The following is a 20,415-nucleotide window of genomic DNA, read 5'->3' on the forward strand; positions in this document are numbered from 1 at the left end:
TCCTCGGGCATGGTGGTGCGGGGGTCGGGACGGCTCGCGGCGTCCCGCCGCTCGGCGCGGGGCGCGGGGAACGGTCCCGGGAGCGGCACGACATCACATAACCCTCAAACGGCGCAACTCACCTCACGCCGCGCATCTCACCCGAGCAATTCAGGAAAGGCAGGGGAAGGTCAGGCGGGGGGAGACGGGGACCCCGGGTCGTCGGGCCCGGTCCGCGACAGCAGTTCGGCCAGCGGCGGCCGCGTCCCCTGGAGAAGGAGCCGCCCCCCGGCCGCCGCGAGGGCCCCCGCGACGAGGCGCGCCGCCCCCAGGTCGGCGGAGACCAGCTCGGACACGTCGAGGACGAGCGGCCCGCCCGTGCTGACCGCCTCGGCGGCGAGCGGCTCGACCACGGCGGCCAGGGCGTCGCGGTTGGTGTGGTCGGCGGTGCCGCGGAGGGCCAGACCGGTCGGCGTGCGCCGCACCCGCAGCAGCGGCGCCCAGCCGGCGAGCGTGCCCGCCCCCGCCCTGGCCGTGCCCGGGTGGGCGGCGCTGACGAGGTCCAGCTCGGCATGCGTGAACAGGCGGCGGTCGTAGCAGCACAGCGCCAGCGCGTAGCCGTCGGCGAGCACCGTGTTCACCCGCGCCTCGTAGCGGGCGAGGCGGTCGGTGCCGGGGGCAGGCCTGGTGGTCCAGCCCATGTCGGCCGCCACCCGCAGCCCGGGGTAGCCCTGCCCGCGCGCCTGCTCGATGGCGTTGGCCCAGCCCTTCAGCGCCTGCTCGGGCTCGAAGGGCCCGCTCGCCAGGTACGAGTCCTCGGCGTTCATGACCTGGAGCTGACCGGTGCGGCGGGGCTCGGTCACGTCCACCCCGTACGCCTGGACGGCCGCGAGGAACGCCTCGGGCAGGAAGGTGTCGGTGAGGTACAGCACCTGGTCGCCGCGCTCCAGCCCCTGGCGAAGGAACCGGGACAGGGCGCGCAGGTGCCGCTCGTGGTCGTCGAAGGTCCAGCAGACGTGGTCTCCGGGCAGGAGGTTGTCCACTGTGGTGGGATCTGCCATGCACCGCTTCTCGTCGTCAGGGGGCTCGGCAGGACGCCCGGCGCGCCGCGCCCCGAGGGTCTCGTCGCACCCCGCCAGTCTCCTCACCTTACAGGCCGCCCCCCACCCGCTCTCCTCGCCGGGACGGGCCACCCCGCCCGCGACGACCCGGCTCAGTGATATCGTCCGGAACCGTGAAGTGATACAGGCCGTCCCGCCACCCGACGCCGCCGCAGCGGCGCCGGCGTCCGCCGTTGCCCGTGCCCGCACTTCACCGTCAAGGGGAACCCATCCATGACCGCCGACGACCGGCTCTTCCTCGACCACGTCTCCGACCGGCTCGCCGCGCTGCCCGGTGTGCGCGCCGTCACCCTGGGCGGTTCCCGAGCCCAGGGCACCCACGGTCCCGGCAGCGACTGGGACCTCGCCGTCTACTACCGCGGCGCCTTCGACCCCGCCGACCTGCGCGCCGTCGGCTGGCCCGGCGAGGTCTCCGAGCTCGGCGCCTGGGGCGGCGGCGTCTTCAACGGCGGCGCCTGGCTCACCGTCGAGGGCCGCCGCGTGGACGTCCACTACCGCGACCTCGACGCCGTCGAGCACGAGCTGGCGGAGGCCGGGCAGGGGCGCTTCCACTGGGAGCCGCTCATGTTCCACCTGGCCGGCATCCCCAGCTACCTGGTCGTCGCCGAGCTCGCGCTGTGCCGGGTCCTGCGTGGCGAGCTGCCCCGTCCCCGCTATCCGGAGGCGCTGCGCCGTACCGCCCCCGCCTTCTGGCGGGGCCGCGCCGGCCTGACCCTGCTGTACGCGAAGGACGGCCTCGCGCCGCGCGGCGCCATGACCGAGGTGGCGGGCGCGCTCGCCACGGCCGCGGCCGAGACGGCGCACGCCGTCCTGGCCGCCAGGGGCGAGTGGGTGACCAACGAGAAGACCCTGCTGGGCCGGGCGGGCCTGCGCGGCGTGGACGAGATCGTCGCCCGCCTCACGCCCGACCCGGGCACGCTCGCGCGCGCCGTCACCGAGGCCGCCCGGCTCCTCGACCCCGCCGCCTGACGTCGGCACGAGGACGAGCCGGCGGGCCGCCCCTGCGGGGTCAGCCCGTCGCGGGGCCTGTCGCCGACTCCGGGTCGCCCGTCAGGTACGGCAGGGTGCCGCTGATCGACAGCAGCCGGTCGAGCGCGGGGCCGCGCCGGTCGAGCCGGATCCTGACGCCCTTCTCGGCGGCCCTGCGGCGCAGCACCAGCAGCGCCGACAGGCCGCTGGAGTCGCACAGGCCCAGCTCCGCGCAGTCGATGCGCAGGTCCCGCAGGCCCTCGTGCTCGGACAGCGCGGCGGTGGCCGTGTCGGCGAACTCGCCGGCGGACGCGTAGTCGAGGTCGCCCTCCAGGACGATGCTGAGCTCGTGGGGAGCGGTGCGGACGAGGGTCAAGGTGAGCGGGTACTGCGGGTATGCGGTCATTCTGGCTTTCCAGGGCCGGGAACGGGGGCAGGGACGAGGCCGCCGCACAGGACCTCCCGCGCGTGCGCGAGGACGCCCGCGGCGCGGGGGAGCCCCGTGAGCCGCCGGGCGAGGAGGTCGAGCGCGGAGAGCAGGAAGCCCGTGGGGACGTCCCGAGCGGTGAGGATACTCGCCGTCCAGGTCAGGAATCCGCTGAACAGCTCGGGATCGTCGACGTACAGCGAGGCGGCGAGGAACTCGACGACGTGCGCGAGGTCCTCGGCGGTGGCCTGCCGCTGCCGCGGCGTGTAGCGGGCCACCGCGGGGTGGCGCCGCTCCAGCTCGTCCATGAGCTCGCGGACGAGGTCCGCCGAGGACCGGGTGAGCAGCGTGTACTCCTGGTCGTCGAGGTGCGGCAGGCGGCCGGCGGCCTGCGGGGGCGCAGGCGGGCGGCGCGGCAGGCCCCGGGCCAGCAGGTCCGCGGCCGCACGCGCGTCCGGCGCCCAGGCGTCCGCGCCCAGCAGGCGGGCGTAGCGCCCGCCCGGCCCGTACGCCGCCCCGCCGACGAGCACGGGCGTGCCGGTCGCCCGGCAGGCGGCGATCGCCGCGTGCGCGGCCGGCAGACGGGTCGCGATCGAGCTGGACAGGGCGATGGCGTCAGGGCCGGTCCGGTGCAGGTACGACACCAGGTGCTGGGTGGGCACCTGGGCCCCGAGGTAGTCGACCGTCCAGCCGCGCAGCCGCAGCACCTCGGCCAGCAGCCGGGCGGGCAGGGCGTGCCACTCGCCGTCGACGCAGGCCACCGCGAGGCGGCCCCGCGCGGAGCCCTCGCGCCGCCGCGCCCCCGGATGGTCGGCCAGCGCCGCGATCACCCGCTCGTTGACGGCGGTGACGACGTGCTCCTGCGTCACCGAGATCCGGTTGGCCGCCCACTCGGCGCCGACGCGCGCCTGCACCGCGCCCACGACGTCGAGCAGCAGCGCCTCCATGTCCACGCCGGCGTCGAGCGCGTCGCGCGCGACGCCGACGGCGGCCTGCTCGTCGCCGGCCGTGGCCGCCGCCCACAGCCGGTCCGCCCACCGCCCGAGGTCCCGCCCCCCGCTCACGCGGGCCCCCTACCCGGGGACGGCGGCCGGACACTCCGAGGGGCGGGCGCGGTCCCGCCCCCGGCGGTGGCGCGCGGGGCGGTGATGGCGATCACCGCCATGTCGTCGTGGTCGCCGCCGCCCACCCACTCGGAGGCCAGCATCTGGACGCGTTCCGTGAGCGCCTCGGGCGGCATGCCGGAGCATCCCTCCAGCTCCTCGACGAGCCGCTGCTCGCCGAACATCTCGTCGCCGAGCGGCCCGCCGAACGCCTCGGTGATGCCGTCGGTGTACATCAGGCAGGTGTCGCCCGGCTCCAGGTACACGGTGGCGGTCGTGCTGGTGATGTCGTCGAGCATGCCGACGAGCGTGCCCTGCGTCGGGGCGCTCTCCACCCCGCCGCCGGAGCGCAGGATGAGCGGCGGCGGGTGCCCGGCGCTGGTCAGCCGCAGCCGCACCCGGTCGTCCTCGCCACGCACCGACGCCAGCACCATCGTCACGAACCGGTCCCTGTCGCCGGTCAGCAGCACCTCGTTGAGCACGCCGAGCATCCGCTGGTGGTCGGCGGCCAGCGGCAGCAGCGCGTGCAGCGTGTTGCGGATCTTGCCGGTGAGCACGGCGGCCTCCAGGCCCTTGCCGCACACGTCGCCCAGCACGACCAGCGACTCGCCGCCGGGGTCGGCCGCCGGGTGCAGGTCGTAGAAGTCGCCGCCCACCAGGTCGGTCGCGGTGGCGGGACGGTACCTGGCCGCCAGCTCGGCGCCACCCAGGTGCTGGGTGCGCGGCGGCATGAGCTCGCGCGTCAGGGTCTCGGTGACGGCGGCCTGCTCGGCGTACAGGCGGGCGGCCGAGATGGCGGCCCCGGCCCGCGCCGCGAACAGCCGCGCCGCCAGCTCGTCGCCCTCCGAGATCGGGGCCCTGCCGGGCCGCCGCAGCAGCACCAGCGCGCCCGCGGGCACGCCCTGCCCGGGGAGCGCCGTCACCATGGCCGAGCCCGGCTCGCCCAGGTCGCGCGCCATCCACGCGGGTACGGCGGCGGGGTCGATCCGGCGTGACGGCGCCGACGGCAGCCCCTGCAGCGCCTCGGCCAGCCCCGGCACCAGGCGGACGTCCACCGCCAGCTTCTCGCGGGTCACCGTGCCGCCGGGCCCGCAGTACGCGACCGGATACCGGTGGCCCTCCTTCGGCAGGATCACCATGGCGGCGTCCGACAGGTGCCGCGCCGCCAGCGCCGCCACCACCTCCACGCAGCGGTCCGGGTTCAGCGACGACAGCAGCTCGTTGGACGCCTCCGACAGGAACGCCGTCCTGCCGCGCTCGGCCTCCAGCTCCCCTGACAGCTGGACGAACTCGGTGCTGTCGGCCAGCCACCACACCACGACGCCCGGGTCAGGGCCGGCGACGGGACGGGCCTCGAACACCCGCCCGCCGATCACGCCGCAGGCGGGCTGGGGGCCTGCGGGCGGGTGACGGTGCGGCCCGCGGTCCGGCGCGGCGGGCGGCGGGACGGTGACGACGCCCGCCGTGTGCGCCCGCGCCAGCCAGACGGGGACGGCGTCCTGCAGGGCCGCGCCCGGCACCGCCCGCGGCAGCAGCCGGCGCAGCGCGTCGTTGGCCCGGACGATCCGGCCGCGGACGTCGGCGACCAGCGCGGCGTACGGCGCGCTCTGCCACGCCCATCCGGCCGCGTCGTGCTCCAGGCCCCTCATCAGACTCGTCACAGCTGCGAGCCCGGTGCGGGCTCCGCCCCCTCAGTGCAAGTCGCCCATCTGACACTTTTCCTTACTGTATCCGACAGGCTAGGCCAACCCTTTCGCCGCGCGGCCGGGCAGGCGGGCCAAGACGGGGCGATGCATGGGTAATTTCCGCGTTCGCCCCGGTGCGGGGGTGGCGGCCGGCGCGGTTCCGTCCCGGAGCATGGCACGGGACGCATCCGAAGGCGGGACGGTTCGTGGACGATACGCGCAGCGCGTGCGGGCGCGCCCCGGGCGGGTCCGAAGCCGTGTTCCGGCAGGGCTCCGCGTCCGCGCTCGGGCCGTCGCTGGGGGCGGCCGCGGTGTGCGCCATGGTGGCGCTCCAGGTGGCCTCCGGGGTGAGCGCCGACCCCGTGCCGTTCACGACGCCCGTCGTGGGCCTGCTGGCCCTGGCCGCCGTCTGCCTCACCGCCGCCTCGTACGGCTGGGCCCGCTCGTCGGCGGCGTTCGCCGCGGCGGCGCTGACCGGCTACGCCGCCGAGTTCGCCGGGGTGCGGACCGGCCTGCCGTTCGGCGAGTACCGCTACACCGGGGTGCTGCGGCCCGAGCTCGCCGGGGTCCCGACGGCGGTGGCGGCCGCCTGGGGCGGGATGGGGCTCGCCGCGTACGCGGTGGGCCGGGCCGCCTTCGGGCAGGGGGCCGCTTCCCCGCCGCGCGCCGCCTCCCGGCGGGGCCGGTTCCTCCGGTCAGGGTGGCCGGCGCTGGCCGGCGGGGCGTGCGCGCTCACCGCCTGGGACCTGTTCCTCGACCCCCAGATGATCCGCCTCGGGCTGTGGGAGTGGTCCGGCGCGGGCGCCTACCGGGGCGTGCCGGTGAGCAACTTCGCCGGCTGGCTGGCCGTGTCCCTGCTGGTCATGGCGGTGATCCGGGGCGTGCTCGGCGAGCCGCGCCGCAACGCGGGACCGGTGGTCCCGTACGGGGTGATGGCGGCGATGGAGACGGTGGGGTTCGCGGCGGTGTTCTCGCCGCCCGACCCGCTCGTCGCCGCCGCCGGGGGAACGGCGATGGGGGCCTTCACGGTGGCCGCGGCGAGCCGCCTGCGACGCGGCGGGCGCGAGCGCGGCGCACGGGGCGAGGCGGCAGCCGCGCGCCGGACCGGACCTGAGCGGGTGAGGGGGAGACGGCGTGGGTGAGGTGACGGTCGTCGGCGGAGGGGTCGGCGGGATGGCGGCGGCGCTGCTGCTGGCACGCCAGGGACGCCGGGTGCGCCTGTACGAGCGGCTGCCCCGGCTCGGCGGCAAGCTGGCCGAGCACCGGCGCGACGGCTTCACGTTCTCGCTCGGCCCGTCGCTGCTCACCATGCCGGACGTCTTCCGCGGCCTGGGCCTGCGCAGGGACCTGGCGGAGCCCGCCGAGCTCTGCCGCTACCGGTTCGCCGACGGCCGCGTCCTGACCGCCCGCCGCGACCCCGCCCTCATGGCCGTGGAGGTGGATCGGCTGGCGCCGGGCGAGGGCGCGTCGTGGCGGGCCTTCCACGCCTGGGCGGCGGGCTGCCTGGACGCGGCGGGCCGCACCGTCTTCGCCGGGCCGCTGCCGCGTTCCCCGCGCGGGGGCCGGCTCGCGGACCTGCGCGCGGTGGCGCCGGGGCGGACGCTGCACGGGCAGGCCAGGCGCTTCTTCCGCGATCCCCGCCTGGTCCAGTACGTCGACCGCTACGCCACCTACGCCGGCTCCGACCCGTTCCGGGCGCCCGCCGCGCTCGGCTGCATCCCGGCGCTGGAGCACGGCCAGGGCGGCTGGTACGTCCCCGGCGGCCTGGCGCGCCTGGCCGAGGATCTCGCGGCGCTGCTCGACGAGGCCGGGGTGGAGGTCCACCTGTCGGCGCCGGTGGCGGCCGTGGAGGAGCGCGGCGGCCGGGTGACCGGGCTGCGGCTGGCCGGGGGCGAGCGGGTGCCGGCCGACGTGGTCGTGGTCAACGCCGACGCCGCCCAGCTGTACGGCCACCTGCTGCCCGACCGGCGGCGGCTGCGCCGGGTGGCCGCGCTGGGGACCTCGTCGTCCGTGCTGCTGCTGCTCGCGGGCGTGGAAGGCCGCACGCCGGGGCTGACGCACCACACGGTCGTCTTCTCCCGTGACTACGCGCGCGAGTTCGCCGACCTCTTCGGCGCGCGGCTCCCGCCGCGCGACCCGACCGTCTACATCGGCTGCTCCGCCGTGGACGACCCGTCGCAGGCGCCGACGGGCGCGGAGAACTGGGTGATGCTGGTGAACGTCCCCGCGCGCGACCCGGAACGGTGGCCGCAGAGCGTGGAGTCGTACCGCGACATGGTGCTGGAACGGCTGGCCGAGCGCGGCCACGACCTGGCGGGCAGGCTCCGCTTCGTGGACGTGTTCACCCCGGCCGACGTGCGCGACCGCTACGGCTGCTGGGGCGGAGCGGTCTACGGCGGCGCGAGCAACAGGGTGCTGGCGCCGTTCCTGCGGCCGGGGAACCGCGGCCCCCGGCGCGGGCTGTACCTGGTGGGAGGCTCGGTCCACCCGGGCGGCGGGCTGCCGCTGGTGGTGCTGGGCGCCCGCATCGTCGCTGACCTGGTGGCCCAGGACGTCCCTCCCGGGGGTGGCGGACGGTGAGGCCGCTGACGCTCGCGCAGGCCGTCGCCGCCGCGGCCGTCGCGGCACGGCTGGCCAGGGGGCGGCGCAGGCTGCCGCCGCTGCGCCCCCGGCACGCGCCGGGCCTCGCGCTGTCGGTCGTCGTCCCCGCCCGCGACGAGGAACGCCGCATCGGCCCCTGCCTGCGGGCCGCGCTCGCCGACCCGGCCGCCGCCGAGGTCGTCGTGGTGGACGACGCCTCCGCCGACGGCACCGCGGCGCTGGCGGCCGAGCTGGGCGCCAGGGTCGTCGCCGCCGGGCCGCTGCCCGGCGGGTGGGTCGGCAAGCAGTGGGCGCTCCACCAGGGGGTCGCCGCCGCCCGCGGCGAGATCGTCGTCACCCTGGACGCCGACGCCCGGCCCGCGCCCGGCCTGTTCGGCGCCCTGGCCGCCGCCCTCGACCGGCACGACCTGGTCACCGCGGGGCCGAGGTTCGTCTGCGACGGGACGCTGGAGCAGGCGCTGCACGCGGCGTTCCTGGCCACGCTCGTCTACCGGTTCGGGCCGATCGGCCCGGCCACGCCGCCACCGCCGCACCGCACCGTCGCCAACGGCCAGTGCATGGCGTTCCGCCGGGACGACATGCTGGCCGCCGACGGGTTCGCCCGGGTCAGGGACCGCATGACCGACGACGTCGCCCTCGCCAGGCACCTCGCCGCGCGCGGCTGGCGGGTGGCGTTCCTCGACACGGACGGGCTGCTGGAGGTGGACATGCACGAGTCGGCCGCCGAGGTGTGGCGGGAGTGGGGCCGCTCGCTGCCGCTGCCCGACGTGACCGGTCCCGGCTGGCGGGCCGCCGACCTGGCGGCGGTCTGGCTGACCGCCGCCCTGCCCGTGCTGCGGCTGGCGGCCGGCCGGCCGTCCGCGCTGGACCTGTCGCTGCTCGGCATGCGATGGCTGCTCGCCGCCGCCCTGCGCCGCAGCTACACCGCCCCGGGGCCGGGGCTGTGGCTGTCGCCGCTGCTCGACCCCGCCGCCGCGCTCCGCCTCACCACGGCCACCCTGCGCCCGGTACGGACCTGGCGGGGCCGCTCCTACCCGCCCGCGGGGAGCGCGTCCCCGGACGCGTCCGCCCGCACGAAACCCGCTCGCCGTGACGTCAGCGGCGGCGCGCCGCCAGTGCGGCCTGGCCGAAGCGCAGCGCGATGAGGCACATGAGGGCGCCCGTCGCCGCCACCTGCTCCACCGGGGTGAACGGCAACTGCGCCACGGGCAGGCCGAACACCGCCACCCGCGCCCCCACCGCGAACGACCGCGTCACCGCCGCCACCAGGGCCAGCGCCAGGAGCGCCAGCAGGAAGGCGGGCAGGCACACCACCGCGAACCCCCCGGCGAAGGTCAGGACCGACCGCCCGCCCCTGAACCCGGCGAACACCGGCCACGCGTGGCCCGCCATCGCCGCCGCCACCGCCGCGTACACGGGCCCCGTGCTCGGCGGGACGACCACGCCGAGGGCCTCGGTGTGCCAGCCGCTCACGAGCAGGCCGAGCAGCCCGGCGGCCGTGCCCTTCGCCAGGTCACCGGCGAACACGGGGGCCGCCGCGCGCCACCCCAGCCGCCGGCGCATGTTCCAGAAGCCGGGGTTGCGGTCGCCGACGTCGCGCGGGTCGAAGCCGCGCGACCGCGCCAGCAGCACCGCCACCGGCACAGAACCAGCGAGGTAGCCCCCGATGAGCGACACCGCGACAGCCATCATCGCGTCATTCCACCTCGTTCGCTACGAAACCCTCGGCGCCATGCGCCACATGGCCTTCGACCGGCCGCTGCTGCGGGCCACGCCAGGGCTGCGGTTCTGGCGGCTGCTCGGCACCGGGAAGGGGATGTCCATGTCGCTGGGGGCGGACCTGCGCCGCTGGGCGCTGTTCGCCGTGTGGCGGGAGGAACGGGACCTGGACGCCTTCCTGCGCCGCTCGCCCGTCCCGGCCCGCTGGCGGGACGAGGCCGTGGAGCTGTGGCAGGTCCGCCTGCGGCCGCTCGCCTCCAGGGGCGCCTGGGGCGGCGTCGATCCCTTCGCCCCCGACGGCCTTCCCGACGGCGGCCCCCTCGACCCCGCGCGCGGCGCCGGCGGGGCCCGCTCGCGCCGCACGGGCGGGCCCGTGGCGGTGCTGACGAGGGCGTCCATCAGGCCGGGCAGGCTGGTGGCGTTCTACCGGTCGGTCCCGGCCGTGGACCGGGCGCTGCGGGACCAGGACGGGCGGCTCGCCTCCGTCGGCGTCGGAGAGTGGCCGCCGGCCCGCCAGGCCACCTTCTCCCTCTGGCGGGACGCCGAGGCGGTGGACCGTTTCGCGTACGGCGCCGCCGAGCACCGCCGGGTGATCGGGCTGGTACGGGCCCAGGGCTGGTACGGGGAGGAGCTGTTCGCCCGCTTCGCGCCGTACGGCGGCGAAGGCCACTGGGACGGCCGCGACCCCCTCGCCCGCCGGCCGCATCCCGACCCGCGCGACCCCCTCGCCCGTCGGCCGCATCCCGACCCGCGCGCCCCGTTCTCCACCGGGTCGTAGGCCACCTCGCACGCGCGGGCGACCGCGGCCGCCCCCGACGGGCCGCGCGCCACCGCCACCGCCCCGCCGTGACGGCCGCGCGGCGCCGGTCACGACAGCTCCACGGCGGCGTGCCGCTCCGCCCTGGACCTCGCGGTCGCGGCCAGCAGGTGACGGGCGAACGTGGCGAGCCTCCTTCGCCTCGGCACCCGCGCCCGCCGCTCCAGCACGGCGAACCCGCTGCGCTCGATCTCGTCCAAGATGCCGCCGTACAGCTCCGTCGCGGCCCGCACGCAGGGGCGTGACGAAGGGACGAGCAGGTCCACGCCGCCCTCCGCGGCGCGGTAGTGCTCCCTCGCCCGCTCCGCCTCGAACGCCAGCAGCTCCCGCAACCGGCCTCCCGTGTACGGCCGCCCGAGGTCCGACAGGTCGACGCCGAACGCCGCGAGGTCGTCGGCGGGCAGGTAGACGCGGCCCCTGGCCAGATCCTCGGCGACGTCGCGCAGGAAGTTCGTGAGCTGGAACGCCAGCCCGAGCTGCCTGGCCGGCTCCCTCGCCAGGGCGGCGGCTCCGGGCAGGGGTTCGAGCACGGGCAGCATCATGGTGCCGATGGCGGCGGCCGACCCCTCCATGTAGCCGAGCAGGTCGTCGTACGTGCGGTACCGGGTGACCGACAGGTCCGCCCTCATGGAGCGCAGGAACGCCGCGACGTCCCCGTGCTCGATGCCGAACGACCGCACGGTGTGCAGGAACGCCGGCAGCACCGGGTCGCCGACAGGTCGCCCGGCCAGCCCCGCGCTCACCTCGGCCGCCAGGGCGTCGAGCGCCGCCGCCCGGTCGCCCGTCATCGTGAAGGAGTCCGTGATCTCGTCGGCGTGGCGGGCGAAGCCGTACAGGGCGTGGACGTGCCGGCGTTTCCACGCCGGCAGCAGCCGGGTGGCCAGGTAGTAGGAGCGGCCGTGCCGGGCGTGCAGGCGGCGGCAGCGCTCGTAGCTGGCGGTGAGCGTCACGGCGCCGGCCCCAGGACGCGGCGGGCGGCCAGCCGCCCGGAGATCAGCACAGGCGGCACCCCCACGCCGGGGGCCGTGTGCATGCCCGCGACGTGCAGCCCGGGGACGCGCCGTACGACGCCCGAGGGGCGGAACCAGGCGGTCTGGGTGAAGCGGTGGTCGAGCGCGAACGGGGTGCCGGCCGTGTGGCCGAGCCGCTGCCAGGCGGGCGGGTCGAGCACGAGCCTGGGCGCGCTGGACAGGTCGCCGTAGCCGAGCGCCTCCAGCCTGCCGAGCAGCCGGTGCTCCAGCTCGGGGCGGAGCCGCCGCCAGTCGGCGCCGAGCAGGTTGGGCGCGGGTTCGAGGACGCTCAGCGTGGCGTGCCCGTCGGGCGCGGCGTCCGCGTCGGCGGCCGGGCAGGTCACGAGCAGGCTCGGATCGGGCTGCGGCAGCCCCGACTCCAGCGCCGCGAACGTCTCCCTCCAGGCGCGTCCGAAGTGCAGCGTGTGGTGCGCCTGGCCGGGCAGGGTGCGCGGGAGCCCCGCGTGCACCACCAGGCAGGACGGCGAGAACCGCGGCCTGCGCAGCCGCCAGTCGGCCGAGCCGGGCGGCAGCAGCCCGCCGGCGTGCGCGGCGGGCAGGTCGCAGGCCAGCACGACATGCCCGGCGGGCAGGAACTCGCCGCCGTCCAGCCGCACCCCGGTCACGCCGTCGCCGTCCGTCTCGACGCGGCTCGCCCGCACGCCGTACCGCGGCACCGCGCCGAGTTTCCCGGCCAGGGCGGCGAGCGCCTCGGGGACGGCGTGCATGCCGCCGCGCTCGGGGAAGTAGACGCCGCCGACGGTGTCCATGTGCGCGATCACGGCGTACACGCCGAGCGCCCGCTGCGGAGCCAGCCCCACGTACAGGGACTGGAAGGTGTGGGCCCTGATCAGCCGCTCGTCGGTGAGGTGGGAGGCGACCAGGCGGTCGAGGCGGCGGAAGCCGCCGAGCGCGGCGACCCTGAGCAGCCGCAGCGGCCGGGCCAGCGCGGCCGGCCTCGTCATGTCGGCGTCGACGAACGTCCCCCACTCGGCGTCGAACAACTCCCCGAGCCGGCGGCGGTAGGCGAGATAGCGGGCCGCCTCGGCCGCCCCGCACAGGTCGCGCACCCGCTCCGCCATGGCCTCGCGCCCCGCGACGACGTCCAGGTGCGAGCCGTCGGGGAAGGCCAGCCGGTAGGCGGGGTCGAGGCGGCGCAGCGGCAGCCAGGCGTCCAGTTCCTCGCCCGCCGCGCCGAACGTCTCCTCCAGCACCTCCGGCATGGTCAGCACCGACGGCCCCGTGTCGAACCGGTACGGTCCGAGCCTGGCGGTGCCGCAACAGCCGCCCGGCACGTCACGCGCCTCCACGACGGTCACCTCGCGGCCCGCCGCCGCCAGGTGCACCGCCGCCGACAGCCCGGCCAGGCCCGCGCCCACCACCACGACGGGCCCGTGCCGCCGCATCACGCCCCCGCACCCGGCCGCAGCGCTCCGCCTGCGGCGCGACTGGGCGCCGCGCCCGGCGCGGCCCTCCACTTCAGCATGGTCACGTACGGATTTCCTTGATCGGTGCGGCCGCCTCGCGGCGGGCGACGTCGGGCACGCGCTCCTGCGACGTGACGCCCCTTGGTCCCACCTGTGCCCGATCAGCGGTATGCGGGCGGCCCGCCGGACGTAAAGATCACCTCATCAGCGGGCGGCCCGGTGGAGGTGAAGACCACCTCATCAGCGGGCGGCGCGCCGGACGTGAAGACCACCTCATCAGCGCGCGGCGCGCCTGGCGTGAAGATCACCTCGGCGGCCGTCCTGCCGCGGCGCCAGGCGTCACGTCCGCTCCGCCGCCTCCTCACGGGCGGCCGCGGCGGCGACGTTCACCGGCATCCGGCCGAAGATCAGCCCGTGGAACGGCGAGATCGACCACCAGTACAGCTGGCCGAGCAGCCCGCGCGGATGGAAGACCGCCCGCTGCGTGTAGACGGTGCGTCCCCCGTCGTCGCCGACGCCCAGCTCCAGCCAGGCCAGCCCCGGCAGCCGCATCTCGGCCCGCAGCCGCAGCAGCCGGCCGGGCAGCAGCTCCTCCACCCGCCAGAAGTCGATCGAGTCCCCGACCCGCAGCCGCCGCGGGTCGCGCCGCCCGCGCCGCAGCCCCACCCCGCCGACCAGCCGGTCCACCAGGCCGCGCAGCCACCAGGCGCCCGGCAGCGAGTACCAGCCGTTCTCGCCGCCGATGCCCTCGATCACCCGCCACAGCGCCGCCGGGCTCGCCGCCACCACCCTGTTCCTGCTGTCGACGTAGAGGCTGCCGCCCGCCCACCCCGGGTCGGTGGGCAGCGGGTCGCTCGGCGCGCCCGGCGTGGACGCCGACGACCACCGGGTGGCCACGTCCGCCTCCTTGATCTTCTTCAGCGCCAGCGTCAGCGCGTCGAGGAAGCCGGTCAGGCCGCCGGGAGGGTCGGGCACGTACCGGGCGACGTCGTGCTCCCGGCAGACGGCCTCGGCGCGCAGCGACTCCACGAGGGGCCGCGCGATGCCCGGCGGCACCGGCGTGACCAGCCCCACCCAGAGGCTGGACAGGCGGGGCGTCAGCATCGGCACCGGGATGATCACCCGGTGGGGCAGCCCCGCCACGGCCGCGTAGCCGTGCATCATGTCGGCGTACGTGAGCACGTCGGGCCCGCCGACGTCGAACGCCCTGTTCACCGTCCCCGGCACGTCCGCCCAGGCCACCAGGTACCGCAGCACGTCACGTACCGCGATCGGCTGGGTGCGGGTGCGCACCCAGCGCGGCGTCGTCATGACCGGCAGCCGCTCCGTCAGGTACCGCAGCATCTCGAACGACGCCGAGCCGGAACCGATGATCACGGCCGCGCGCAGCACCACGGCCGGCACCCCGCAGCTCAGGAAGATCTCGCCCACCTCGGCGCGCGAGCGCATGTGCGGCGACAGCTCCCCACCGGCGGTGAGCCCGCCGAGGTAGACGATCCGCCGCACGCCCGCCCGCTCCGCCGCCCGCGCGAACGTCCGGGCCGCCAGCCGGTCCCGCTCCGCGAACCGGCCCGTCGCGCCCATCGCGTGGATCAGGTAGTACGCCACCTCGACGCCGTCCAGGGCGCGCAGCGTCGCCTCCGCGTCCGTGGCGTCGGCCTCGGCCACCTCCACCCGTCCCGCCCACGGCAGGTCCCGCAGCCTGGCGGGGGAGCGGGCCATGCACCGCACCTCGTGACCGGCGGCGAGCAGCTCGGGGACCAGCCGTCCCCCGATGTAGCCGGTCGCCCCCGTGACCAGGCAGCGCGCCATGACGTCCCCCCTCGCCGCGCCTCCGCACCGCTGCCCGGCCCCCTTCCCGCCGCCCGGCGCGCCATGCCTGACCTGCCCGTACGCCTCCGTCGCGCGTCGTAGGCTCGTCCAGGTCACGTTCTTGTCGGTGGAGGGCGTGACGGAGACCGCGTTCTTGTCGGTGGGGGGTTGGCGCGTGACGGAGACCGCGATCCTGGCGGCGGGGGCGGGTGTGTGACGGAGACCGCGATCTTGTGGGTGGGGGCGGGCGTGTGACGGAGACCGCGATCGTGCTGTTCACCAGGGACCTGCGCGTGCACGACCACCCGGCGCTGGCCGCCGCCTGCGCGCGGGCGCGCACGGTGGTGCCGCTGTTCGTGCTCGACCCCGCCGTGCCCGCGGGCCGCAGGACCGGCTTCCTCCTCGAATGCCTGGCCGACCTGCGCCGCTCGCTGCGCTCGCTCGGCGGCGACCTCGTCGTCAGGCGCGGCGACACGGTGGCCGAGACCGCGCGGCTGGCCCGCGAGACCGGGGCGACCACGGTCTGCGCGAGCGCCGACGTCAGCGCCCTGGCCAGGCGCAGGGAGGACCGCCTCGCCGCCGAGCGGATCGAGCTCCTGCTCTTCCCCGGCGTCACCGTGGTACCACCCGGCGCGCTCCTCCCGTCCGGGGGCGGCGACCACTACCGCGTCTTCACGCCGTACTGGCGCGCGTGGACGCGCCACCCCCGCCGCCCCGTCGAACCGCCGCCCGCCGCGCTGCGGCTGCCCGACGAGCTCGACCCCGGCCCGCTGCCGGACCCGGGACGCGCGGCTTCCCCGTTCCCCGGCGGGGAGAGCGCGGCCAGACGGCGCGCCGACGCGTGGCTGCGCGACGGCCTCGACGGGTACGCCGCCGGCCACGACGACCTGGCCGGCGACCGTACCTCGCGGCTCAGCCCGTACCTGCGGTTCGGCTGCCTGTCGCCGCTGGAGCTGGCCGAGCGGGCCGCCCGCGCCGAGGACTTCGTCAGGCAGCTGTGCTGGCGCGACTTCCACCACCAGGTGGCGTACGCCTTCCCCGACCTCAACCGCCGCGACTACCGTCCGCGCGGCCGGACCTGGCGGCGGGACGACGACGCGCTGCAGGCGTGGCGCGAGGGCCTGACCGGCCTGCCCATCGTGGACGCCGGCCTGCGCCAGCTCCTCGCCGAAGGCTGGATGCACAACCGGGCGCGGCTCATCACCGCGGCGTACCTGGTGCGGACCCTCGGCATCGACTGGCGGGCCGGGGCTCGGCACTTCTTCGAGCACCTGCTCGACGGCGACGTGGCCGACAACTCGGGCAACTGGCAGTGGGTCGCCGGCACCGGCAACGACAGCCGGCCCAACCGCGCCTTCAACCCGCTCCGCCAGGCGGCCCGCTTCGACCCGTCCGGTGATTACGTGCGACGCTACGTCCCGGAACTGGCGGGCCTGCCCGCCTCCGCCATCCACGAACCCTGGCGCCTCCCCACACCCCCGCCCGGCTACCCATCCCCGCTCGCCTCCTGAACGCCGCCCCCACCGCCCCCGCGTCCGCCGCCGCTTCCGGGGCGTCCGCTTCCGCTTCTGCTTCCGCGGCGTCCGCCTCCGCCGCCTCGGGCGCCGCGTCGGCCTCCGCCGCCTCCGGCGCCGCGTCCTCTTCCGGCGGGAAGCGGTGTGGTGGTCAGGACACGGTGATCAGCCGGATCAGCTCCTGGCGGAATCGGTCGTAGTCCTCCACGGCGCCGAGCAGGTCGCCGGAGTCGCGCTCCTTCTCCCGCGCGTGCGCCAGCACCCCCGCCCCCGCCGGCGTCATCTCGACGAGGACCCGGCGCCGGTCGCGCGCGTCCGCGCGCTTGCTGATGTAACCGGCCTTGCGCAGGTGCTCGATGGTACGGCTCATCGTCTGGTCGGTGACGCGGCACGCGGCGGCCAGCTCGCGCTGCGTCAGGCGGCCGCCGGTCAGGTGGTGGAGCGCGATCAGCCCGGCATGGGTCAGGCCGTGGGCGGCCAGGAAGTCGTGGAACCGGCCCTCCACCAGGCGCGCCGCCACCGACAGCAGCCGCCCGGTGGGCCAGGAGCCGATGTCGGCCCTGATGTCGTCGGCCCTGATGTCATCCGCGTTGATCCCGTCGCCGCCGACGTCGCTCGTGCCGACGCCGCTCGTGCCGAGGTCGCCCGTGCCGACGTCGCCTGTGCTGATCCCGCCTGTGTTGATCCCGCCCGTGCTGATCGTGTCGGCCCGCGTCTGCCCGGCCGAGGTTCCGTCATGGAGCGGGTGGGGCGGGTCCGGCTCGGCCATCGGCCCATTGTCCCACGCCCCGCGTGACGCGCAGGCCGAGCCACAGCAGCAGCGCGAGGACGCCGACCAGGACGTACTCGATGGCAGGGATCCGCGCCACGGCCGAGACGCCCGCGAGTTCGCCGCGCGCCGCGTACACGGCTGCCGCGGCGGCCCCGTACCCGAGGCCGATCGCCCAGCGCGCCGCGCGGGACAGTCCGAGCCCGTGCATCTGCGTGACCACGAACACCCCGAGGAACCCGAACAGGAACATCGGCCACTGGCCGCCGGGGCCGCTGTTCATGACGGCGACGAGCGTGCCGTGCGCGGCGACGGCCAGTTCGAGGGTGAGCGTCCACCAGCGGCCGGTGTGGGCCCTGGTCAGGAACAGGCTGCCCTGGAACAGCAGCAGGAACATGTAGAAGAAGCCGACCAGGTGCCCGCCCGTCGCCTCCATGGGGTGGTACCAGAAGGTGTAGACGGCCGCCCAGCTGAACAGGTAGCCGTGGTAGCGGCGGGCGAAGTCCACGATCTCGCGGCGGATCGGCGCGGGCCGCCCGAGGAACAGCCCCCTCCGCCTGTTCTCCATGAGCAGCACGGCCACGAGCAGCAGGATCACGGAGCCCTGCGAGCTGAAGATGGAGACGTCCTGGGCGAGCCCGTCGTAGAAGAGCTGGGTCTGCGCCAGGTGGAGGGCCACGAACCCGCCGTTGACGGCGAGCGCGACCACGTTCACGCGATGCAGGCCGGAGGTGTAGCGGCCGACCCTGGTCCGCGCGTGGTGGACCAGCCACCAGAACGCGACCTGGTGGGCGGCGTAGCAGAGCCAGGCCGACAGCCTGGTCCAGACGGTGGGGTCGGGGAGCTTCCAGTAGTACCAGGCCACACCCTGGTCGGGCGGCAGGACGATGCCGTCCAGCCGCAGGCCCAGCAGCCACACCAGGCCGGTGAGCGTCGCGCTGGCCGCCACACCGGTGAGGAGCACGCGCCCGGGCGCGGCGTTCTTCAGCATGCTGAGCATTATTCGGAGATTCAGCCCGCTGAACAATGCCCGGGTTTCCTTCCCCCGTTCTCGGATAGGGGAGAGGTCTATCCAGTTCCGTCCACTTTCTGATGGAGGGGAGCGAGCATGAGCGGCGAGGACGAGCTGTCCAACAAGGCCGAGGAGCTCAAGGGACAGGCGAAGGAGGGGCTGGGCCGCGTCACCGACAACGAGAGCCTGCAGGCCGAAGGCCAGGCCGAACAGTCGAAGGGCAGGCTCAAGCAGGCCGGCGAGAAGATCAAGGATGCCGCCGCCCACGTCAAGGACGCCTTCAAGCACTGATGACACCTGACCGGCGGGCCACGGCCGCACCGTCACCCGCCCCTCGCGCCGCCGGACCGCAGTGGCGATCCGGCCCCACCGCGAAGGGGTGGGCGGCGGGAACGCCGGCGCGAGCCGGAGAATTCGCAAAGTAAGGTCACCGGCACTCTCCGTGGTGAATCATGATGGCGGGGCAGGCAACCGGCCTCCCCTCGGCACCTCATCACCGCGGAGACCGCATGCGAGCAGCCGCCATCCTCACCGGCGCCCGACCCCTGACCAGGATCACCACAGCGGCCGTGGGCTGCGCCCTGGTGACGGCGATCACGTCCGCGCCGGCCCACGCCGCGACCACGCAGGCCTACACCACCCCTGGCACCTACACCTTCGCCGTGCCGAACGGCGTCTCCCAGATCAAAGTGGTCCTGACCGGGGCCGGAGGAGGCGGCGACGGCAGCTTCTCCAGCCAGCAGGGCGTCCCCGCGGCGGGGGGCGGCGGTGGGGGCGGCGGCGCCACGTCGACCTGTGCCCTGCCCGTACGCCCCGGTGACACGCTCACCGTCACCGTCGGCGCGGGAGGCGCCGCCGGCTCGCGTGGCGTCCCGGGCGGTCGCGACTCCCGGGACGGCGGGAACTCCACTATCAGCTACACCGGCGCCGGCGGCGCCAGCGCCGAGGGGGGCCACCGAACGCTCCCCCATGATTCCTACAGCGAGGGCGGCGCCGGCGGCTTCGCCCAGACCTGGTGCGCCGGCACCGATGCCGCCCTCAACTTCGGGCAGAAGGGCGCCGACGGCGAGAACATCGGGGCCCGTGCAGGGGGCAGGCCGGGCATGCCCGGAGCCGGGGTCCACAGCGCCTGCCCCCGGGGCACCGGTGTAGGCGGCTACGGCGGCAGCGGCCCCGAGCGCAATCCCGGCCTCCCGGGCCAGAACGGCTGCGTCGTCCTCACTTACTAGCCCGCTCCCGGGCGCGGGCGCGGTGGACGCGTCCTCCACGGGCGCGTTCGGAGTTCGGCGCGATACCACCCGTGATCGTTTCCCTGCGGCCGTGCCTGCCGTTCGGTCGCCGGCAGGCACGGCCACAGCGGGGCGACGGGATCGCGGACGCTGACGGTCACTTCGCTGCGTCCGCGCACGCGTGTCAACGCCTGTCGGCGCCATCGAGAGACGCCACCACCCAGGAGGGATGATGCCGCTCACGGCCACTCCGTTCGGTGGCCGGGGTGGCGCCGGGCTTGAGCGTCGCTCATGTGTGCTCGCCCGCCTTGCGCAGCGCCACCAGATGCGCTTCCTGCCGAGCGTTCAGCTTGCCAACTCGCGCGCATAGGCGGGTGTCATGGCCGGCATCCGGGGCGTGTGTCCCAGCGGTGGGCGGCCCAGGCTCGGCGGATCGGGCTACGGACGGTGATGAGCGTGCGGCGAGATCGAAGAAGGCTCCGATGACGTTGACGCGCCGTTCGCGGCAGCGGGCGAGCCGGTTGAAGGCGTTCTGTCAGGCGTGGGCGCGCTCGACGTACCGCCGCTGGGTGGCTTGGACGGGCGCCTGGATGCCCTCACGGGCGATCCAGCCCGCGGGCCCCGCCGACCGAGGGACACCGTTGGCGAAATAGATCAAACAGAAGCGGCCCCATGATCGAAAGGAAGCCTGGCGATCCGCATTCGAGATGCGCTGGGTGTCCTGTTCCAGGACGAGGACTTCGCCATGGCCTTCTCCACTCGTGGCCGTCCGGCGTTGTCACCTGCCCGGCTGGCGTTGGTGTCGATCCTGTAGTTCGGTGAGGGGCTGTCCGGCCGGCAGGCGGCCGAGGCCGTGCGAGCACGGATCGGTTGGAAGTACGCGCTCGGGCTGGAGCTGACCGACGCGGGCTTTGGCTACTCGGTGCTCAGCGAGTTCCGGGATCGCCTGGTTATAGGGTCGCTTGAACAAAGCCTGCTCGACACCATCCTGGAGCGCGCGGTAACTGCCGGGCTGCTTCGCGCCGGCGGTCGGCAGCGGACCGACTCCACCCACGTGCTCATGGCCATGCGCACGATGAATCGGCTGGAGCAGGTGCATGAAACGGTGCGCGCCGCGCTCAGCGCGCTGGCCGCCGCATCCCCGACTGGCAGCTGGCCCAGGCCGAACCCGGATGGTTCGAGCGCTACGAGGCCCGCGTTGAGGACTATCGACTGCCCAAG

Annotated in this window: 18 protein-coding genes and 1 pseudogene; 8 read left to right on the plus strand and 11 right to left on the minus strand. The window is 75.8% G+C overall.

Annotation, left to right across the window (positions count from 1 at the left end):
• Nucleotides 1-170: 170 nt before the first annotated feature.
• Entirely contained in the window at nt 171-1,040 is an 870-nt protein-coding gene (locus BMX74_RS22795; protein WP_091102636.1) for an MEDS domain-containing protein, read from the minus strand.
• A 273-nt stretch (nt 1,041-1,313) separates the two neighbouring features.
• Here BMX74_RS22795 and BMX74_RS22800 point away from each other — a divergent pair, with 273 nt between their 5' ends.
• Nucleotides 1,314-2,069, plus strand: coding sequence for a nucleotidyltransferase domain-containing protein (locus BMX74_RS22800; RefSeq protein WP_091102638.1), 756 nt, complete (start codon nt 1,314-1,316; stop codon nt 2,067-2,069).
• Nucleotides 2,070-2,109: 40 nt separating this feature from the next.
• Here the strand turns inward: BMX74_RS22800 and BMX74_RS22805 are convergent, their stop codons facing one another.
• From BMX74_RS22805 to BMX74_RS22815, 3 genes are read right to left on the minus strand one after another with little or no spacing between them, the layout of a single operon-like run.
• On the minus strand, nt 2,110-2,475 hold the full coding sequence (locus tag BMX74_RS22805) for an STAS domain-containing protein (RefSeq protein ID WP_091102639.1): 366 nt from the start codon (nt 2,473-2,475) through the stop codon (nt 2,110-2,112).
• Complete coding sequence (locus BMX74_RS22810; RefSeq protein ID WP_091102642.1) at nt 2,472-3,560, minus strand: cobalamin B12-binding domain-containing protein; 1,089 nt, start codon at nt 3,558-3,560, stop codon at nt 2,472-2,474. The genes BMX74_RS22805 and BMX74_RS22810 overlap by 4 nt, the downstream gene beginning before the upstream one ends.
• On the minus strand, nt 3,557-5,260 hold the full coding sequence (locus BMX74_RS22815) for a PP2C family protein-serine/threonine phosphatase (RefSeq protein WP_256257162.1): 1,704 nt from the start codon (nt 5,258-5,260) through the stop codon (nt 3,557-3,559). The genes BMX74_RS22810 and BMX74_RS22815 overlap by 4 nt, the downstream gene beginning before the upstream one ends.
• A 230-nt stretch (nt 5,261-5,490) precedes the next feature.
• On the opposite strand from BMX74_RS22815, the gene BMX74_RS22820 reads away from it, so the two are divergent.
• The 3 genes from BMX74_RS22820 to BMX74_RS22830 are packed head-to-tail and all read left to right on the plus strand — an operon-like array spanning nt 5,491 to nt 9,030.
• Nucleotides 5,491-6,426, plus strand: a complete 936-nt coding sequence (locus BMX74_RS22820; RefSeq protein WP_256257163.1) for a carotenoid biosynthesis protein — start codon at nt 5,491-5,493, stop codon at nt 6,424-6,426.
• Nucleotides 6,419-7,864 carry a phytoene desaturase family protein gene (locus BMX74_RS22825; protein ID WP_256257165.1) on the plus strand — a complete coding sequence of 482 codons (1,446 nt, stop codon included), beginning with the start codon at nt 6,419-6,421 and terminating at the stop codon, nt 7,862-7,864. The genes BMX74_RS22820 and BMX74_RS22825 overlap by 8 nt, the downstream gene beginning before the upstream one ends.
• Complete coding sequence (locus BMX74_RS22830; protein ID WP_256257168.1) at nt 7,861-9,030, plus strand: glycosyltransferase family 2 protein; 1,170 nt, start codon at nt 7,861-7,863, stop codon at nt 9,028-9,030. The genes BMX74_RS22825 and BMX74_RS22830 overlap by 4 nt, the downstream gene beginning before the upstream one ends.
• Here the strand turns inward: BMX74_RS22830 and BMX74_RS22835 are convergent.
• Entirely contained in the window at nt 8,981-9,577 is a 597-nt protein-coding gene (locus BMX74_RS22835) for a glycerol-3-phosphate acyltransferase (protein WP_091102647.1), read from the minus strand. The genes BMX74_RS22830 and BMX74_RS22835 overlap by 50 nt on opposite strands.
• Between BMX74_RS22835 and BMX74_RS22840 the strand changes: the two genes are divergently transcribed.
• Nucleotides 9,552-10,382, plus strand: a complete 831-nt coding sequence (locus BMX74_RS22840) for a spheroidene monooxygenase (RefSeq protein ID WP_256257172.1) — start codon at nt 9,552-9,554, stop codon at nt 10,380-10,382. The genes BMX74_RS22835 and BMX74_RS22840 overlap by 26 nt on opposite strands.
• 89 nt (nt 10,383-10,471) lie before the next feature.
• On the opposite strand, the gene BMX74_RS22845 is transcribed toward BMX74_RS22840, so the two are convergent.
• From BMX74_RS22845 to BMX74_RS22855, 3 genes are all read right to left on the minus strand, one after another.
• Complete coding sequence (locus BMX74_RS22845) at nt 10,472-11,371, minus strand: phytoene/squalene synthase family protein (RefSeq protein ID WP_091102650.1); 900 nt, start codon at nt 11,369-11,371, stop codon at nt 10,472-10,474.
• Entirely contained in the window at nt 11,368-12,909 is a 1,542-nt protein-coding gene (locus BMX74_RS22850) for a phytoene desaturase family protein (RefSeq protein WP_420538137.1), read from the minus strand. Before BMX74_RS22850 ends, BMX74_RS22845 begins: the two co-directional genes overlap by 4 nt.
• Before the next feature lie 288 nt (nt 12,910-13,197).
• The gene (locus BMX74_RS22855) at nt 13,198-14,670 is read right to left on the minus strand and encodes an SDR family oxidoreductase (RefSeq protein ID WP_055501277.1); all 1,473 of its coding nucleotides are present in this window, start codon (nt 14,668-14,670) and stop codon (nt 13,198-13,200) included.
• Between the two features lie 251 nt (nt 14,671-14,921).
• On the opposite strand from BMX74_RS22855, the gene BMX74_RS22865 reads away from it, so the two are divergent.
• Nucleotides 14,922-16,181 carry a cryptochrome/photolyase family protein gene (locus BMX74_RS22865; protein ID WP_091102655.1) on the plus strand — a complete coding sequence of 420 codons (1,260 nt, stop codon included), beginning with the start codon at nt 14,922-14,924 and terminating at the stop codon, nt 16,179-16,181.
• A gap of 154 nt (nt 16,182-16,335) precedes the next feature.
• On the opposite strand, the gene BMX74_RS22870 is transcribed toward BMX74_RS22865, so the two are convergent.
• Together BMX74_RS22870 and BMX74_RS22875 are read right to left on the minus strand one after the other, a co-directional pair.
• The gene (locus BMX74_RS22870) at nt 16,336-16,953 is read right to left on the minus strand and encodes a MarR family winged helix-turn-helix transcriptional regulator (RefSeq protein WP_256257173.1); all 618 of its coding nucleotides are present in this window, start codon (nt 16,951-16,953) and stop codon (nt 16,336-16,338) included.
• A complete protein-coding gene (locus BMX74_RS22875; protein ID WP_256257174.1) occupies nt 16,919-17,944 on the minus strand; it encodes a hypothetical protein in 1,026 nt (341 codons plus the stop codon). The genes BMX74_RS22870 and BMX74_RS22875 overlap by 35 nt, the downstream gene beginning before the upstream one ends.
• A gap of 117 nt (nt 17,945-18,061) precedes the next feature.
• Between BMX74_RS22875 and BMX74_RS22880 the strand changes: the two genes are divergently transcribed.
• Both BMX74_RS22880 and BMX74_RS22885 read left to right on the plus strand, forming a co-directional pair.
• Nucleotides 18,062-18,256, plus strand: a complete 195-nt coding sequence (locus BMX74_RS22880) for a CsbD family protein (RefSeq protein WP_055501281.1) — start codon at nt 18,062-18,064, stop codon at nt 18,254-18,256.
• A gap of 218 nt (nt 18,257-18,474) precedes the next feature.
• Nucleotides 18,475-19,194: a glycine-rich domain-containing protein gene (locus BMX74_RS22885; protein ID WP_091102657.1), complete on the plus strand. Its 720-nt coding sequence runs from the start codon at nt 18,475-18,477 to the stop codon at nt 19,192-19,194.
• Nucleotides 19,195-19,571: 377 nt separating this feature from the next.
• Here the strand turns inward: BMX74_RS22885 and BMX74_RS45745 are convergent.
• Nucleotides 19,572-19,816: pseudogene (locus tag BMX74_RS45745) on the minus strand (IS5/IS1182 family transposase); the annotation flags it as partial.
• Nucleotides 19,817-20,415 lie beyond the last annotated feature (599 nt).

The sequence above is a fragment of the Nonomuraea pusilla genome (assembly GCF_900109355.1).
Classification (GTDB): domain Bacteria; phylum Actinomycetota; class Actinomycetes; order Streptosporangiales; family Streptosporangiaceae; genus Nonomuraea; species Nonomuraea pusilla.